The following is a 16,239-nucleotide window of genomic DNA, read 5'->3' as shown; positions in this document are numbered from 1 at the left end:
TGAATATATTTCTTATTACATAAAATATTTATTTTGCTGACATCAATTCAATGATGCTTTGAGATGAATTCATTTCATCACCTCCAAGTATTAAAAGAACGTCTTTATCAGATAAATATTTTATAGAACACCCTATAGCTTTTGACAATTGATCAAAATATCTGACCTTCACATTCTTAAATATTCCAAGATTTTTATCCTGTACCTCTTGCTTCTCTCCGCATAAAATGTATAATTCTTTAATATCCAGGCTCAGGTTCCATTCATTAATCAAATCTACTAAAAGCTGATTAAATTCTTTACGATATGATGAAAAATCCGGAATAATTACATATAAGCTTCTGTAATCCAACATTTGGAGCATTTCAAATGCTTCTCTATAATCCCTCTCGGTCAAACAATAGCTGTCAATAAGGATGAAGTTATCATATTTGATTATGGAAAAATCTCTGCCTTTATCATCAAATTGATATAAGGTTTCTTTAACACATTCCATATCTATATCGTAGTATAAAGCACAGCTTATTGCAGATAACGCCGAATATACTTTGCCGATGCCCAAACCTTTTATAGAAATTGGCACTTCAAATGGCTCAATAATCGAGCCGGATTTACTATAAAATGTTCTTTGCAGACAGTAATTAAACTTTGTAATTTCACCATACTCAATGCTGGTAGCAGTAACAGCCGCTTTTTTATTCAATCCATATGTAATAGCTATATTCTCAAATTCCCCATCGATGGCTTTTAAAATATGTGGGTCATCGATGTTTATAAACAAGGGTTTGCCGGGGGTAAAGCAATACATTCCCTTGTTTTTTATAGGGCTTTCATCTATCAATATATAGCAATCATACCTAGGTCTTAGCAGAGACTGAAACCTTTTTAATTCATCACTGTAGCTAAAGGGTATTGTGGTCATATCGTTTGAAAGACATAAAAGCACATAATAAAAAAATTTTTCAGCTATTGAATTGAATTTTTCTGATACTAAGGCATAAGCAAAATCCTTTAATTCTTTTCTTTCATTAGGCTTTGAAAAATGATTTGCAAAAATTTCATCCAAAAGCCTCACTACAAGCTGGCCTTTGCTGCCTCCATAAACTGCAACAATACTCACCTTATCAATAGGTCTTTCATATAAGAGATTCAATAGAGTAAGGTATGTCTCCTCGATATCTTTTACTTGAACAATCGGTATAGATGGATTCGAAACATTCTTGTTTGATATTATAAGTGAAGCCCCCTTCTTGTTTGCATTATAAATGCCCCTCCTGCTTTTTGAATCCAGATCAATGTAAACCATACCCGGAGCTATCTTAATTGGATCAGATGTCATTCCCTTATTTCCAAGCCGGTGTCCCAAGTAACCAAACATATTATCATCTCCCATATCCATAGTATATATATGGTTAACTTATAATATATTTTTATGTATTTCTCATGGCTTAGTATTTATTAGTTTAATTATAGCATTAAGAAAGCAAGCATCATTTGCTTTTCATTTTTATGATATCACTTCTTATTTTTGTCAATCCTTAAATATTCTTTGGTGGAATAATTCTTCTTGGATAAACGCAAGCTTTTCTCAATTTCTTCTATTCCTTCAGACAAATCATCAATAGCATGAGATATTTTCACTGCATTTTCTAATGCATCGGCTAAAATAATCGCCTTTTTTACAGTCTTTATCAGATCACTCTTGCTCATTGTTACCACTCCCCCAAATATTTGCCCTTTGTACATTATATTAATCCATCCTTATTGATTTACACTTTCCTTAAGCTTTATTTGCTTTCCTGTATGATCAATATAATAATTATCTTTATATATCAGTTGTGATATAGGTACAACTTCATAGCCCATTTTTTGAAGTTTATCCAGTATTATTGGCAGTGCTTCCTTAGTATAGGTTGCGTTATTATGGAACAACACTATGGAGCCATTTTTTACTTTCGATATCACCCTGTCGACTATCGCATCGGTACCATAATCTTTATAATCCAGCGAATCAACATCCCATTGTATCACATAATAGCCTAAGTCTTTGGAAACTCTCATAAGTCTATTGCTATAATCACCAAAGGGGGGCCTAAAAAGGTTCACCTTGCTGCCGGTTATTGCCTCTATTTTTTCCGATGTGCTCGTCAGCTCTTCCGTGATTTTTTCTTCGCTTAGTTGTGACATCTGCGGATGGCTTGCTGAATGATTGCCTATCTCATGCCCCTCTTCGCTTATTTTTTTTACCATATCAGGATATTTATCAACCCAGAAGGCTACCAAGAAAAAAGTAGTCTTCACATTGTATTCTTTTAATATCTTCAGCAAATCTTCAGTTTTATCCGATCCCCAGGCGGCATCAAAGCTTATGGCAACCTTTTTTTCTTCCGTATCCACACAATATATTGGTATCATCCTCTCATTGTTCATAAAGGTGCTGATAGGTCCTCTTTGGAACCCTGCCGTATAGATTGCAGATATAAGCGTCAATGCTACAACTGCTGCACCTAATTTTAGATGTCTTCTGTTTATGAAAAATAACTTCATATCAATACCCCCAATTATTAATCATAAAAAATCAAATTATAAAGCTCCTCCGTAATTAACACCCCACTTAAATATATGACATAATTAAAGTCCAATATCCAAGTTTGAACAAATAAATATTGTATTGTTGTATAAAAGCGCAAATATAATTATAATAGAGTTGTTGCGTGTTATAAGTCTTATTGATTGGAGTGATATAATGAATATAGCCTTTTTTCTGGTAGCAAAATCAGATGTTATCTATTTAAGCCCTAAAAATACTATGAGACAAGCTTTGGAAAAAATGCAGCACCATGGATACACTGCTGTTCCTTTAATAGATCATAAAGGCAAATACGTCGGCACCATTACCGAAGGGGACCTGTTATGGAAGCTCAAAAATACCCAAGGACTCACCTTTGAAAACACAGACAAGGTATTGCTGGAAGATGTGCCTCAACGAATAAAAAATATTGCAGTAAGAATAAATGCTCATATGGAAGATCTGCTCACCCTCGCAAGTGCTCAAAACTTTGTCCCTGTGATTGACGATAATAACATATTTATCGGGATAATCAGAAGAAGGGAAATAATTGAGTATTTCACAAAAAACTATATTTCAACTATGAAGGATATCAATTAATCTTTCCGGTTAATTTTATTGCTTATGCAACAGTAACTGGTGTTATAAGGCAACAATATATCAAACTGGCACTACACGAAAAGGTAATATTTTCATGATTATTATATAGCAATATAATCAAAATAATACTAAATAGATTAATCTTGCTATAAAAATAAATTATCTTGGAGGTGTAAATAATGGGCAATAATATAAAAAATGCTCGGAATAGATTCAAGGAAGAGGTAGCTACTCAACTAGGGATTAATTTAAAGCCAGGAGACAATGGAAACCTTTCGGCAAGAGATGCAGGGAGGATCGGCGGCGAAATGGTCAGAAGAATGATAAGATCCTATGAGGAAAGACTTAAATAGTTAACGGCTTAGACAGAAAAACCTGATGGAGATGATTCCATCAGGTTTTTTATTAGGGATTATAGGTGATAAGCTTCATGTCTCCCAATCTGTTTTTATCAATATTATTGGATTCGCTTCCAGGAATGGTAACTGTATTAATATTCCCATCACTTATGTATCTCTTGTCCGGGTTTTTATCAAAATACTTGATGTAATCATATATCCCTGTCCCGGCGACCAGCATTTCACTTCCTCTCACTCTGGGCAGTCTTTGAGGATTAAACTTTATGCTGACAGGCGAAGGGGCCGGATTGCTTCCGACGAGTAAAACTGCTTTATGGTTATATGTTGAGCCTTCACTGCTGCCCGACACAACATATTTATAATTTTCGCCTTTAGGTGCTGCTCCATATGGAAGTGCCAGGGACTGTACCTCATAGTCGGGAAGTATTTCCTTAGTTTTTTGAACATTTTTCCCTAGAGATTTTTGTACCTCTTCAATACTGATTTTACCCAGATTTTCATGATTATATCCATGGTTTCCAATTTCGTAACCATTATTTATAAGGAATTCATACTTTTCTTTAATAAGCTCTTTTTGCCTGAAAGGAACGGGGTAATATACAAAAAAACTTGCTGATTTACCGAAGTCAGGGTGTTCCTTGCTAAAGCTTTCAAGCAATCCCACTGCACAATTCGGATCTATTTTGGCTCCTTCACTATCTTCTATCAGATTGAATTGATTCAATAATCCGTCATCAAAGGTTATAACTACAGGAGTATAGCCTGCCTCCACATTTATCTTATTATCTACAAAATCTCTTAGACTGATAAGCCTATAGCCTTTATCATAAAGAGTTTGAAGGTCTTTTCTAAAGTTTTCAGGGGTTCGTACCCATTCTGACTCTTCTTCTCCAATGCCATGATACATCAATATCATAACTTGTCCATTTTCATTGGGCTTTATTTTTTCATAATCTATCTCTTCTATTTCAATATCCGGAGAAGATTTTTCATCAGGCTTTTCATCTATTGTTTGCGCTTCTTTTGACTTGTCCGGAGTATTGCTGACGGGAACGCCCGGATTGGTACAGCCGATCAAGGTTATACATAAAATAAGATAAAAAATAATAGTAACTTTTTTCATTTTTGCCCTCCACACTCAAGCTTTACAATTATTATATCATATGCAAACCTCCAAATCGACATATTCTGCATACATTCCAAAAATTAGCTTGTGCTGCCATTGAAAAATCAGGTTAAATTATTAATTATATGCTGCCATTAATGAATTTATACATAAAAGCAATAAGTTCTAGTATTTATTTTTTTCACCGGGGTAAATTATTATCAGAAATAAAAAACTTTTATGTGAGGAGGACTTTAAAATGGCACTAGGAAGTGGAAATTATAATAAAGGATTAGAAGTACCAAATGCTCATAAAGCTTTAGATAATATGAAATATGAAATAGCAGCAGAATTGAATTTACCTGTTTATCAGGGCTCTGAGGACTACTGGGGCAATCTTTCTTCAAAAGACTGCGGCAGGGTAGGCGGCCAGATGGTTAAACGAATGATCTCTATGGCCCAAAACCAGATGACAAATCAGTAAACAAAAAATAAAAATCAGACATCTGTTTGTCTGATTTTTATTTTTTAATATGATATAATTTAAGGTAAAGATGGTCAGAGGTGATAGCATGAATGGTAATAGCAATGAAATTGCACTTAATAAATTAATTGTGTTGTTAATTTTGAGGGAAATTGATCTGCCGATAACAACGGCACAGATTACAGACATTGTGTTGGAAAACAATCTTATTAATTATTTCGATCTGCAGCAATGCCTGCAGGAGCTGGAAGAAGCTAAAATGATTATAAAGTTTGGAAATAGGGAAACCTATCAGAACACAGAAATGGGTTTGAAAACTATAGAGTTATTTTTCTCCCGCATAGATGATGCTGTAATATCAAAAATCAAAGCCTATGTGTCGAAGAACAAAGAGAAAATAAGGTTAGAAACCCAAGTCCGCTCTGACTTTATCAAAAAAAGTGATACTGAATACATAGTAAATTTAAAAGTTATCGAAAAGGACATTGTATTGATAGATCTCAGCCTCAACGTAGTATCTGCAAAACAGGCCAAATTGATATGCAGCAATTGGGAAAATAAGTATTATCAAGTCTATGATCAAATAATGAGCCTATTGATAAAGCAATGACTGCTATGCTAACTTATAACGATTGCGAATGCCCCAGGGCATCCTCTCTGTGAGTTGCCCTGCAAGGGCAAAAGAAGGTACCCTGGGGTACTGGACTTAGCCGCTCTTAGGCACACGCGGACTATAGCGGTGTAAGTCTTAGAGTGAGTTAGTTCAGTACTGCACTCTTTTATCAGTCAGGACAACAGATTATTGCAGTAAAATCTTATTCAATATTTCAAATGCTTCTCCGATCAGATAGAGAGAACCGCATATAACGATTATAGAATTATCCTCGGAAATATCGATGGCTTTATTGATGGCCTGAGCTATAGACGGCACAGCATAAACCTCCCGGCAGAATTCTTCGGCTTCTCTTGCCAAATCTAGCGCACTAAGAGCCCTGTCGCTCATAGGTTCGGTAGCGATCAGCTTCTTAGCCATTGGCGCCAGCATGCTTATACTGTCTCTATGGTTTTTGTCCCTTAGCATGCCTATAACCATAATGATATCTTTGTCATAAAAATATTTTTTCAATGCTTCTGCTAAAGCCTTGACTCCATCTTCGTTATGAGCCCCATCTATAACAATTTGCGGATCTGAAGCTATAACAGTGAGCCTCCCCGGCCATTTAACTTTTTTTATACCCTGCTTTATATGCTGTTCGCTTATATGGTACCCTAATTTGCCTAATTCTTCTGCTGCTCTGATAGCTACAGCCGCATTTAGCAATTGATGATCTCCCAAAAGAGGCAATTGTATACCCCTATAGCTTTTATCACCGAAGCAGTAGTCCATTATTTGTCCCTTTATGCCAAAGTCCCTTTGAACGACATCTTTAGGATCTATTTTTATCAGCATGGCCTCCTGCTCCCGGCATATCATTTCAATAACCTTTTCAGATGCGGTAAAGCTCTGAGGGTATAGTATAACTTTTTGACCTTTTTTTATTATACCCGCCTTTTCAAAGGCAATCCTTTCTATCGTATCTCCCAAAACGCTCATATGATCATAGCTTATGGATGTGATTACTGAAATCAATGAATCCAATACGTTGGTCGCATCATACCTTCCTCCCAGACCGACTTCAATCACTCCAATATCTATATTCATATCTTTGAAATATAGAAATGCAAGGGCTGTCAAAGCTTCAAACTGAGAAGGTATTTCTTCCCCTGATTCTGCCATTTTATTAATATTACCCTTTATGATAGAAACATAAGAAGCAAAAACATCCTCCTCCATGCTCACTCCATTTATAAGATACCTCTCCGTAATGCTATGAAGGTGAGGTGAGATATAAGTTCCTACCTTATATCCCCCTTCTCTCAATATGCTTGATAACATCGCGGTAACTGAGCCTTTTCCGTTAGTACCTGCAATATGCACCGCTTTGATCTGTTTTTCAGGATTACCCAATAATTCCAGCAGCCTTTCAATCCTGTTCAAGCCCGGATTGCAGCCGCCCTTTAGATTCATATCAATATATTCTATGGCATCTTTATAATCCATAAATATTGCACCTCTTTATTCCAATCCTTTTAATCTGTCAAGCACTTTTACCATAAGCTCAGAATACTTTTTCTCTTTGTCCTTTTCCTCTTCAATAACTGCTGCAGGTGCTTTAGAGAGGAACTTCTCATTGCTGAGCTTTTGCTTTACTCTTTCTAGCTCCTTCTCCAGCCTTTCCTTTTCTTTATTAAGCCTCTCTATCTCCTTTTCCTTATCGATCAAATCCTCCAGAGGAAGAAATATTTCTGCCCCTTCGATGATTATCGAAACAGCTCCATCAGGTATATTTTCTTTTGTTGTTTTTAATATTACCTCTGAAGAATATGCCAATTTTTGAATATAAGGTGTCCCTTCCATCATAGCGTTAATTACTTCTTCTCTGTCGGAAATAATAATGGTATTTGATTTTCTTGAAGGTACAACATTCATTTCAGCCCTGATATTTCTTATTCCTTTTATGGCTTCCATTATTATCTCCATATTTCTCTCTTGTAATGAAGCATCAAAGGCTTCATCATATTGGGGCCATTGGCTGATCACAATGGAGTGGGAGGTTTGGGGTAAATGCATGTAAATCTCTTCTGTTATAAATGGCATAAATGGATGCAGTAGCTTTATGGAATCTCTCAAAACATACGTCAAAGTAGCTTGTGCTATAGTTTTAGACTCAGCTTCTTCAGAATATAACCTTGGTTTTACCAATTCTATATACCAATCGCAAAACTCAAACCATATAAAATCATAAATTTTTTGTGCGGCTATTCCCAGCTCAAACTTTTCCATGTTTTCTGTTACTTCTCTTTTTAGCCTGTTTAACTTGCTCAAAATCCAATAGTCGGCTGTAGTAAGAGCGTCTCTATAGGAATGAAGTATGTTCTCATAGTCAAAATCATCATCTATGTTCATTAACACAAATCTTGATGCATTCCATATCTTATTAGCAAAATTGCTGAAGGCCTCTACCCTTTCCCAGAAAAATCTCATATCGTTTCCCGGAGAATTTCCAGATATAAGATTAAATCTCAGCGCATCGGCTCCATGCTTTTCTATAACATCAAGAGGGTCAATGCCATTGCCAAGGGATTTGCTCATTTTTCTTCCTTCTGAGTCTCGTACAATGCCGTGTATATATACATATTTAAAGGGTTCTTCCTTCATATTCTCCATGGCGGAAAATATCATTCTGGCTACCCAGAAGAAAATAATATCATATCCTGTTACCAAAACACTGGTGGGATAGAAGTATTTCAAATCTTCAGTGTTATCAGGCCAGCCTAATGTGGAAAAAGGCCACAAAGCTGAGCTAAACCAAGTATCTAAAGTATCTTCATCCTGTTTTAACTTTCCCCCGCATTTTCCACAGGTTTCCTGAGGATCTATGGTAACTATTATTTCCCCACAATCTGAACAATAATATGCAGGTATTCTATGTCCCCACCATAATTGCCTGGAAATACACCAGTCTTGGATATTTTCCATCCAATTAAAGTAGATCTTCGAAAATCTATCTGGTACAAACTTTATTGTACCATTCTTAACAACCTCAATTGCCGGCTCTGCAAGCGGCTTCATCTTCACAAACCACTGTTTTGAAAGTATGGGCTCTACTGTTGTATTGCATCTTTGGCAATGACCCACACTATGATCGTGATCTTTAACAATAACGAGCAGACCCGATTCTTGTAAATCACTGACTATTTGTCTTCTTGCAGCATATCTGTCCAAGCCGCAATACTTTCCACCCAATTCATTTATTGTACCGTCATCATTCATTACCCTAGGCATCGGGAGTCCGTGTCTTAAGCCAACTTCAAAGTCATTGGGGTCATGTGCCGGAGTGATCTTAACAGCACCAGTACCAAATTCCATATCCACATATTCATCTGCAATTATTGGTATTTCCTTATTTAAAAGTGGAAGAATTACCGTTTTACCTATCAGATGTTTATATCTCTCATCTTCCGGATGGACAGCCACTGCAGTATCACCCAGCATAGTTTCCGGCCTGGTTGTTGCGATCTCAATAAAGTCATCTAAGTCTTTTATCTGGTATTTAATATGCCAGAAATGCCCCTTTTCATCGTCATAAATTGTTTCGATGTCTGATATTGAAGTTTTGCAGCTGGGGCACCAATTAATAATCCTTTCCCCTCTATAGATCAACCCTTTTTCATAAAGACTCATAAACACCTTAGATACTGCTTTAGAACAGCCTTCGTCCAGGGTGAATCTCTCTCTGGTCCAGTCACAGGAACACCCTAGCTTTTTCAGCTGGTTAATGATTCTCCCACCATATTCTTCCTTCCAGTCCCAAGCTTTTCTTAAGAAGCCTTCTCTTCCCAAGTCATATTTTGTTTTACCTTCTTTAGCAAGAGAATCAACAATTTTTGCTTCTGTTGCGATGCTGGCATGGTCTGTTCCCGGCAGCCAAAGGGTTGAATAGCCTTGCATTCTCCTCCATCTGATCAATATATCTTGAATTGTATTGTCAAGAGCATGGCCCATATGAAGCTGTCCTGTAATATTTGGGGGCGGAATTACTATTGTATAAGGCTCCTTGCTATAATCTGCCTCCGGGGTGAAATATCCATTCTCAGTCCACATTTTATAGAGTTTTTCTTCAACCTGCTTGGGATCATAAGCTTTGTTAAGATTTTTTGCATCTTCCATTATAATCGCCTCCATCTTTATTGAATCCTTGTTGTATTGACTGATAACGACTACAAAAATTGCGAGACTAAGACTTTGTAGCTTGCATAGGGTTGCACTCTTATATCAGTCAATACAACTGTGAAAATAAAAAATCCTCCGTCCTAATAAAAGGACGAAGGATAAATCCGCGGTACCACCTTAATTCCGGCCAACACCGGCTCTCTTCACTATAACGGGCAGACCCGCCTGCATCTACTGAGATTCGATACAGGAGCTCCAAAGCTACCTTCAGCGAAACCATGCCTTGAATACCTTTCACCCTTGGGTATCCTTCTCTTAAAAAGGTGATTATCGCCTACTCCTCTTCTTCACAGCTTTTATATTAAATAAACATTATCAGCACTTAGCTATCGGATAATCTTATTTATAGCATTTACTCAAAGCTTTGTCAATATGCTTCACAATTTTTTTCTAAATCGTGCCTTTTATCGATACAAAACGATAAAAATATATAAACAAGGATATGAGATTCAAAATGACAAATATGTTCATGAAAAGCGTGCCTATCGGAAGGTCAAGCATTATACCAAACCCGGATACATAAAACATGGCTGTGGACACCTTCCCATACACATTAGCCGGTATGACCACTTCCTTATTATAAAAAAGGAAATATGCTCCCAGTATCATAAACAGCTCTTTTAATGTCATTATAACCAAAATCCAAAAGCTAATTTTATTATTCAACGAGAAAATGCTCAAAACAGAGATCAACATCAGTTTATCTGCCAGAGGATCTAAAACTGTGCCTATCTTTGTGATCATATTATATTTTCTTGCTATATATCCGTCCATAATGTCCGTTATAGCAGAAAAAATAAAAATAGAAAAGGCTATTGCTCCACCGTTTCTAGGAACATATAAGTAACTGTAAATCATGGGCGGTACTAAGCCAATCCTTATAGCTGTCAGAATATTTGGTGTAATCATAGCCTCAACTCCCATCACGACAATTTTTCTTAAATATATTTTTTCCACTAAGAATTACTTTATTAAATCTCTTATTTACATTATATGCATTTTTGTTCTTAAAGCCCATTAAAGTCCTTTATTTCATAAACAAGCACAATCAAAATTTCTGGGAATAAACTGTAAATGATAAATATATTCTTGGAGGTGATTTCATGAAAATTTACGTTAAATTATTGTGTTTCATCATGATTCTTACAATCATTGCTTTACTGTTCAGCGGCTGCGGCAAAAGTGAATTAACTACTATCCGTCTCAATGAAGTCGTCCGCTCAATATTCTATACACCTCAATATGTAGCAATAAGTCGGTGTTCAGCAAAGCTGAACCCATTGATTTTACTTGATTTATAGTAACTGGAAACAAGTAACTTCACCTCACATGCTCCAAACCTGCTAAAATAGGGGTTTAGGAAGGGGGATGAGGTCATTTGTTACCACCAAATCAAAGCCATTTAGCTTATAGATTAAATCTCTATCAGAACGTTAAACAAACTGATAGTATTGCAAAAATTCTTTCACATATTGATCTTTCTTGTGTCTATGACCTTTGTAAACGTTTTTACTCCAGCAATCCATGGGGACGTATCGCAAATTATCTTCCTCAAGATGCTTTAAGGTCACTATTAGTGATGTATCTTGCAGGTTTTACATCCATTAACAAATGGGTCAAAGAACTAAAAGATACACCCCGGTATGCTTACCTATCCGGATTTACCCCTGAGAAAACGCCCTCAAAAGCCTATTTCTCTTGGTTTATGTCTAACCTGTTTGGAGAGGATTTTGACATAAATGATATCATGACTCAGGGTACGTTGCTTAAGAAGATATTTGAACTTGTATTCGTCAATAAATCCATTGCGCTTGGTATTATTGATCCCCATGATAAAGTGATTTTTGATGGTTGCAAGGTCAAGACTTTCTGTAAGCAGAAGTATGTTCCGGAAAAGTACTGTAGGTGCTCCAGCAATAGCATTAAGCCTTTTAAATGTTCTATGTGTAAAGACCCAGAAGCCACCAAAGGATATGACCATAACCTTGACCGATATTTAATAGGCTATGGACTACATTTTGCAGCAACCCCTATAGTTGATAATCAATCCAAATGTTTACCGCTTACTTTTTTTGTTGCAGGAGCCGATGTCCATGATTCCAAAGTAGCTTCACATCTTTTAATGTACCTTTATCACGATATGAAAGTGGATTTTAACCATGTCATCCTGGATTCAGGCTATGATGCATACTACATTTACTGGTGGATCTCTTTGCTGGGTGGTAAGCCGATTATCGCGATCAACCCAAGAAACTCGCAAACTCCTACACAAGAGAATAAATACGGGTTACCTGTTTGTTCTGCCGGTCATGTTTACTATTACTGGGGAATTGATAGAAAGAAGCGTAGATACAAGTGGCGATGCCCTTTGAAAGCATCAAAGAAATTAGCTAAGAAGCTTAAGTGTGATAAACCTTGTTGTGATTCCAACTATGGCAAGACAGTCTATACTCACATTGAAGATGACATCCGCTGGTTTACACAAGTCCCTAGAGGCTCGCAACTCTGGAAAGACCTATACTCAAGAAGAGCACGCATCGAATCTGTGATCGGCGATACGGTCCTCAATAACGGATTAAAGTCCCCATTATTCCGGGGTACAAAAAACTTCTTCGTGAGGACTGCCTTGGTATGCATGACCCAACATGCAAAAGCCATAGCTGAAGTCCTTGAGAGTATAGATTACCAGAAAAATGCCGCTTAATCCATAGGAAATTTAATCCTTTACTCCTATGTTTAGCTAAGCTCTGCCATTTTACAATGGTAAACTCTTCCTATCAACTGCACCTTTTTTAATTTTCAATGATCAGTCCTTTTGTTATTGCTTTACTGTTAATTACTGTTACTTTTTGGTGTCCGTAACCAATTTATTTCACTTTACTGAACACCTACTAGCAATAAGCAAAGGTTTTTTTGAGGAGCAGGGAATAAAGATTGATCTAACCACAGGTCAAGGTGCTGATAAGACTATGACAGCCTTATTGTCCGATCAGTGCGATATTGGCTTCGCAGGACCTGAGTCGTGCATATACGTTTATAACCAGGGCAAGGAAGATCATGCTGTGATATTTGCTCAGCTAACAAAATGTGATGGTTCATTTTTAGTAGCTAGAGAACCAGATTCCAATTTCAACTGGAAAAAGACTGCAGGAAAAACGATTATAGGAGGCAGACCCGGCGGAGTGCCTGAAATGACCCTAGAATATGTATTAAAAAAGAACGGAATGGTGCCCGGAAAGGATGTAAATGTCATCACGAATCTCCAATTCACGGCTACCGCAGGTGCTTTTAAAGGCGGAACAGGGGATTATGTAGCACTTTTTGAGCCTACGGCTTCAATGCTGGAAAAAGAAAAAGCAGGCAGTATAGTAGCTTCCATAGGCAAGGACAGCGGCTTGATCTCCTATACTGCATACTTCGCTAAGAAAAGCTATATAGAAAAAAATCCTGATATCATTCAGCGTTTCACCAATGCGCTATATGAAGGACAGCTATGGGTACAAAATAATAAAGCAGAGGACATTGCTAAAGAATTGAAGCCCTTCTTCCCGGATGCCGACGATGAAATTCTCGCAACAGTTGTAAACAGATACAAAGAAATAGATGCCTGGAACGACAAGCCTATTTCTATTCCTGAGTCTTTTGAAAGGCTTCAGGAGGTGATGGTAACTGCCGGCGAGCTTGATAAAAGAGTAGAATATGATGTATTATTCAATGACAAATTTGCTGAAGAAGCGATCAAAAAAATAAAATAAACTGTAACATTTTAATGCTTCTATAAATAATATGTTATTGGGACAAGAGATTTGTCCCAATAAACCCCAATACCATATGACCTCCTGATTATGGGGATAGCATTATGATAAAACATTTTGCTGTCCCTATTATATTTCACCGAATCATTATTTAATCACTTTTAAAGCTTATTTGAATATTATGAAGTGATAGATGTTTTCAAAGGGGTGGTTAAATGGAAAAGGTAGTTGAGATTATTGATGTTTCTATGAACTACCATACCCTTGACGGAGAAACTAAAGCGATACAAAAGCTTAACCTAGAGGTTTTAAACGGAGAGTTTGTAAGTGTAGTTGGGCCTAGCGGATGCGGAAAATCCACTCTATTGTCATTAATCTCTGGCATACTCAGGCCCTCAGCCGGTAAAATATTAATAAATGGCAAGGAAGTTCAAGGCCCATCAGCCAGTGTAGGATACATGCTTCAGAAAGATCATCTATTCGAATGGAGAACGATTGCGAAGAATATTACTATAGGGCTGGAGATACAAGGTAAATTAAACAAAGAAACACAAGCCTCTATAGAAAAGCTGTTAAAAGAATATGGCTTATACGAATTTAGAAACCATTACCCAAGGCAGCTATCAGGAGGTATGAGACAAAGAGCGGCCCTGATAAGAACGCTTGCAACCAAGCCGGATATACTTTTATTGGATGAACCATTTTCTGCTTTAGATTATCAGACAAGAATAGCAATTTCTGAAGAGGTATGGCTGATCTTAAAAAAGGAAAGAAAAACTGCAATACTTGTAACCCATGATCTTGCTGAAGCCATAAGCATGAGCGATAGAATAATGGTGCTCAGCAAAAGGCCAGCAGAGATAAAATCTATACATGAAATCAGTTTAACCTGCAGCAATAAAACTCCTATAACCTGCCGGGAGGCTCCTGAATTCAGGTTCTATTTCAATACCATATGGAAGGAGCTGGATGTGCATGTATGATTCAAAATATTCAGCAGTCTCTGAGGAACACAAAAAATTTTTGATGAATAACAAAAGAAAGAATTCGGCTATAGGGCTTTCACGATTCATCATCCTTATATTATTGTTTTTTCTTTGGGAAACAGCAGCATCTAAGGAATGGATAGATCCCTTTATAATGAGTCAACCAAGCAGAATAATAAAAACAATCGTTATAATGTCAAAAGACGGTTCATTGTTCATGCATACCGGAATCACAGTATATGAGACAATAATAGGTTTTGTATCGGGAACCGTAATTGGCACCTTAGTAGCCATAGCTCTTTGGTGGTCTGATTTTCTGGCAAAAGTGCTTGACCCGTATCTGGTTGTATTAAATGCTCTTCCTAAAACTGCTCTTGGGCCCATCATATTAGTTTGGATCGGAGGTACTACAAAGTCAATAGTTGTCATGGCATTGCTCCTATCCATAGTTGTAACAATAATCAATGTTTTTACCGGCTTCAGCAACTGTGACGAAGATAAAATAAAGCTTCTTAAAACTTTTGGTGCAAATAAGCGGCAAATACTCCGCAAGGTAGTTTTTCCGGCAGGCATACCGACTATAATTTCTACGCTGAAAATTAATGTGGGGCTATCCCTTGTGGGAGTGATAGTAGGCGAGTTCCTCGTGTCCAAAGCAGGCTTAGGGCACTTGATCATATACGGAGGGCAAGTATTTAAAATGGATTTAGTGATGACCAGCGTTTTAATACTTGCTATTGTTGCAGCCATACTTTATCTCTCAGTCCTATGGATCGAAAAGAAAGTATTGAAAATGATGTGAGTTATAACCTCACATCATTTGCTTTTTAATATATATATGAGCTCCGATATATCCTTAATCACATAATCAGGCTGAATGCTGCAATCTTGGTGCCCTGCCGCTTCACTCCAGCTTACAAATACGCTGTCTACTCCCGCATTATATGCACATTTGATATCGAATTCACTGTCTCCGATCATCAGGGCTTCCCCTTTCTCAGCCCCTAGCCTTGCCAGAGCTTCCAATATGGGCTCCGGGTCAGGTTTATGCTTATTTGTGTCTTCATAAGCCACTACATCCTCGAAATATTTGAGAAGATCAAATAATTCCAGGCCTCTTTTGGCTAAAACCTTTCGTTTTGAGGTTACAACTGCAGCTTTGCAGCTCAGCTTTGATACTTCCTCTAGAACCTTATCTACATCTCCGAAGACTTCAACCCTCTCGTCGTGAATGCTCTCATTGTATTTTATGTATGTGTTGAACATTTCTTCAGACTTCTCTTCAGAAAACCGCTTTAACGTAACCATCAAAGGTTCTCCAAAATATTTCAAAATCTCAGAGTCCTCCAAATATATGTTCATATGCTCTTTCAGAGTATATTTAAAAGACTCAATAATAAGCTTGTTAGTATTCAGCAATGTTCCATCCAAGTCAAAAAGCACATATTTATATTTCATTTGTTCTCGTTTCAGCTCCTTTCTACAATATTTTAGCATAGTTCGCTGCTTATTGTGATGAAATTTCTCATTTTGTATAATATAATTAC

The 16,239-nt window shown here is 37.0% G+C and carries 16 protein-coding genes and 1 other annotated feature; of the genes, 8 read left to right on the top strand and 8 right to left on the bottom strand.

Annotated elements, in window-relative coordinates; all coding sequences use genetic code 11:
* Positions 1-28: 28 nt before the first annotated feature.
* From AC4HCY_RS11710 to pdaB, 3 genes are all read right to left on the bottom strand, one after another.
* Positions 29-1,378, bottom strand: a complete 1,350-nt coding sequence (locus tag AC4HCY_RS11710; protein ID WP_491094319.1) for a hypothetical protein — start codon at positions 1,376-1,378, stop codon at positions 29-31.
* A gap of 137 nt (positions 1,379-1,515) precedes the next feature.
* Positions 1,516-1,710, bottom strand: coding sequence for a hypothetical protein (locus tag AC4HCY_RS11705; protein WP_323431411.1), 195 nt, complete (start codon positions 1,708-1,710; stop codon positions 1,516-1,518).
* A gap of 51 nt (positions 1,711-1,761) precedes the next feature.
* Positions 1,762-2,547, bottom strand: a complete 786-nt coding sequence (pdaB, locus tag AC4HCY_RS11700; RefSeq protein WP_323431410.1) for a polysaccharide deacetylase family sporulation protein PdaB — start codon at positions 2,545-2,547, stop codon at positions 1,762-1,764.
* Between the two features lie 199 nt (positions 2,548-2,746).
* On the opposite strand from pdaB, the gene AC4HCY_RS11695 reads away from it, so the two are divergent.
* Both AC4HCY_RS11695 and AC4HCY_RS11690 read left to right on the top strand, forming a co-directional pair.
* Complete coding sequence (locus tag AC4HCY_RS11695) at positions 2,747-3,169, top strand: CBS domain-containing protein (protein ID WP_323431409.1); 423 nt, start codon at positions 2,747-2,749, stop codon at positions 3,167-3,169.
* Between the two features lie 179 nt (positions 3,170-3,348).
* Positions 3,349-3,522: an alpha/beta-type small acid-soluble spore protein gene (locus AC4HCY_RS11690; protein ID WP_255228577.1), complete on the top strand. Its 174-nt coding sequence runs from the start codon at positions 3,349-3,351 to the stop codon at positions 3,520-3,522.
* A 52-nt stretch (positions 3,523-3,574) separates the two neighbouring features.
* Here AC4HCY_RS11690 and AC4HCY_RS11685 read toward each other — a convergent pair whose 3' ends face one another.
* Entirely contained in the window at positions 3,575-4,651 is a 1,077-nt protein-coding gene (locus AC4HCY_RS11685; protein ID WP_491094318.1) for a polysaccharide deacetylase family protein, read from the bottom strand.
* 241 nt (positions 4,652-4,892) lie between these two features.
* Between AC4HCY_RS11685 and AC4HCY_RS11680 the strand changes: the two genes are divergently transcribed.
* Complete coding sequence (locus AC4HCY_RS11680) at positions 4,893-5,117, top strand: alpha/beta-type small acid-soluble spore protein (protein ID WP_323431407.1); 225 nt, start codon at positions 4,893-4,895, stop codon at positions 5,115-5,117.
* 88 nt (positions 5,118-5,205) lie between these two features.
* A complete protein-coding gene (locus AC4HCY_RS11675) occupies positions 5,206-5,727 on the top strand; it encodes a DUF4364 family protein (RefSeq protein ID WP_323431406.1) in 522 nt (173 codons plus the stop codon).
* Positions 5,728-5,916: 189 nt separating this feature from the next.
* Here the strand turns inward: AC4HCY_RS11675 and AC4HCY_RS11670 are convergent, their stop codons facing one another.
* The 3 genes from AC4HCY_RS11670 to AC4HCY_RS11660 all read right to left on the bottom strand — a co-directional run bounded on the left by AC4HCY_RS11670 (position 5,917) and on the right by AC4HCY_RS11660 (position 10,860).
* Positions 5,917-7,218: a bifunctional folylpolyglutamate synthase/dihydrofolate synthase gene (locus AC4HCY_RS11670; protein ID WP_491094317.1), complete on the bottom strand. Its 1,302-nt coding sequence runs from the start codon at positions 7,216-7,218 to the stop codon at positions 5,917-5,919.
* A 15-nt stretch (positions 7,219-7,233) separates the two neighbouring features.
* Positions 7,234-9,888 carry a valine--tRNA ligase gene (locus AC4HCY_RS11665; protein ID WP_491094316.1) on the bottom strand — a complete coding sequence of 885 codons (2,655 nt, stop codon included), beginning with the start codon at positions 9,886-9,888 and terminating at the stop codon, positions 7,234-7,236.
* Between the two features lie 147 nt (positions 9,889-10,035).
* Positions 10,036-10,251 (bottom strand) — a binding site (T-box leader).
* Between the two features lie 90 nt (positions 10,252-10,341).
* Positions 10,342-10,860 carry a CDP-alcohol phosphatidyltransferase family protein gene (locus AC4HCY_RS11660; RefSeq protein ID WP_323431403.1) on the bottom strand — a complete coding sequence of 173 codons (519 nt, stop codon included), beginning with the start codon at positions 10,858-10,860 and terminating at the stop codon, positions 10,342-10,344.
* Between the two features lie 469 nt (positions 10,861-11,329).
* Between AC4HCY_RS11660 and AC4HCY_RS11655 the strand changes: the two genes are divergently transcribed.
* The 4 genes from AC4HCY_RS11655 (at position 11,330) to AC4HCY_RS11640 (ending at position 15,494) form a co-directional block, all read left to right on the top strand.
* Positions 11,330-12,655 (top strand): transposase, encoded by a 1,326-nt coding sequence (locus tag AC4HCY_RS11655; RefSeq protein ID WP_491094266.1) that lies wholly within the window; start codon positions 11,330-11,332, stop codon positions 12,653-12,655.
* Between the two features lie 148 nt (positions 12,656-12,803).
* Positions 12,804-13,706, top strand: coding sequence for an ABC transporter substrate-binding protein (locus AC4HCY_RS11650; protein ID WP_491094315.1), 903 nt, complete (start codon positions 12,804-12,806; stop codon positions 13,704-13,706).
* Positions 13,707-13,921: 215 nt separating this feature from the next.
* The gene (locus AC4HCY_RS11645) at positions 13,922-14,689 is read left to right on the top strand and encodes an ABC transporter ATP-binding protein (RefSeq protein WP_323431401.1); all 768 of its coding nucleotides are present in this window, start codon (positions 13,922-13,924) and stop codon (positions 14,687-14,689) included.
* Positions 14,682-15,494 carry an ABC transporter permease gene (locus tag AC4HCY_RS11640; protein WP_491094314.1) on the top strand — a complete coding sequence of 271 codons (813 nt, stop codon included), beginning with the start codon at positions 14,682-14,684 and terminating at the stop codon, positions 15,492-15,494. Before AC4HCY_RS11645 ends, AC4HCY_RS11640 begins: the two co-directional genes overlap by 8 nt.
* A 14-nt stretch (positions 15,495-15,508) precedes the next feature.
* Here the strand turns inward: AC4HCY_RS11640 and ppaX are convergent, their stop codons facing one another.
* Entirely contained in the window at positions 15,509-16,150 is a 642-nt protein-coding gene (gene ppaX / locus AC4HCY_RS11635; RefSeq protein WP_323430423.1) for a pyrophosphatase PpaX, read from the bottom strand.
* Positions 16,151-16,239 lie beyond the last annotated feature (89 nt).

The sequence above is a fragment of the Lutispora sp. QWL-02 genome (assembly GCF_058315355.1).
Note: the sequence above shows the minus strand (reverse complement) of the source record. Positions and strands in the feature narration are given on the sequence as shown.

Excerpts from the sequence above, each read along its gene's own strand:
- pdaB (WP_323431410.1), bottom strand. The coding sequence starts at position 2,547 with ATGAAGTTATTTTTCATAAACAGAAGACATCTAAAATTAGGTGCAGCA.
- AC4HCY_RS11665 (WP_491094316.1), bottom strand. The coding sequence starts at position 9,888 with ATGGAAGATGCAAAAAATCTTAACAAAGCTTATGATCCCAAGCAGGTT.
- ppaX (WP_323430423.1), bottom strand. The coding sequence starts at position 16,150 with ATGAAATATAAATATGTGCTTTTTGACTTGGATGGAACATTGCTGAAT.
- AC4HCY_RS11660 (WP_323431403.1), bottom strand. The coding sequence starts at position 10,860 with ATGATTACACCAAATATTCTGACAGCTATAAGGATTGGCTTAGTACCG.
- AC4HCY_RS11640 (WP_491094314.1), top strand. The coding sequence starts at position 14,682 with ATGTATGATTCAAAATATTCAGCAGTCTCTGAGGAACACAAAAAATTT.
- AC4HCY_RS11670 (WP_491094317.1), bottom strand. The coding sequence starts at position 7,218 with ATGGATTATAAAGATGCCATAGAATATATTGATATGAATCTAAAGGGC.
- AC4HCY_RS11685 (WP_491094318.1), bottom strand. The coding sequence starts at position 4,651 with ATGAAAAAAGTTACTATTATTTTTTATCTTATTTTATGTATAACCTTG.
- AC4HCY_RS11675 (WP_323431406.1), top strand. The coding sequence starts at position 5,206 with ATGAATGGTAATAGCAATGAAATTGCACTTAATAAATTAATTGTGTTG.
- AC4HCY_RS11690 (WP_255228577.1), top strand. The coding sequence starts at position 3,349 with ATGGGCAATAATATAAAAAATGCTCGGAATAGATTCAAGGAAGAGGTA.
- AC4HCY_RS11705 (WP_323431411.1), bottom strand. The coding sequence starts at position 1,710 with ATGAGCAAGAGTGATCTGATAAAGACTGTAAAAAAGGCGATTATTTTA.
- AC4HCY_RS11645 (WP_323431401.1), top strand. The coding sequence starts at position 13,922 with ATGGAAAAGGTAGTTGAGATTATTGATGTTTCTATGAACTACCATACC.
- AC4HCY_RS11680 (WP_323431407.1), top strand. The coding sequence starts at position 4,893 with ATGGCACTAGGAAGTGGAAATTATAATAAAGGATTAGAAGTACCAAAT.
- AC4HCY_RS11710 (WP_491094319.1), bottom strand. The coding sequence starts at position 1,378 with ATGTTTGGTTACTTGGGACACCGGCTTGGAAATAAGGGAATGACATCT.
- AC4HCY_RS11695 (WP_323431409.1), top strand. The coding sequence starts at position 2,747 with ATGAATATAGCCTTTTTTCTGGTAGCAAAATCAGATGTTATCTATTTA.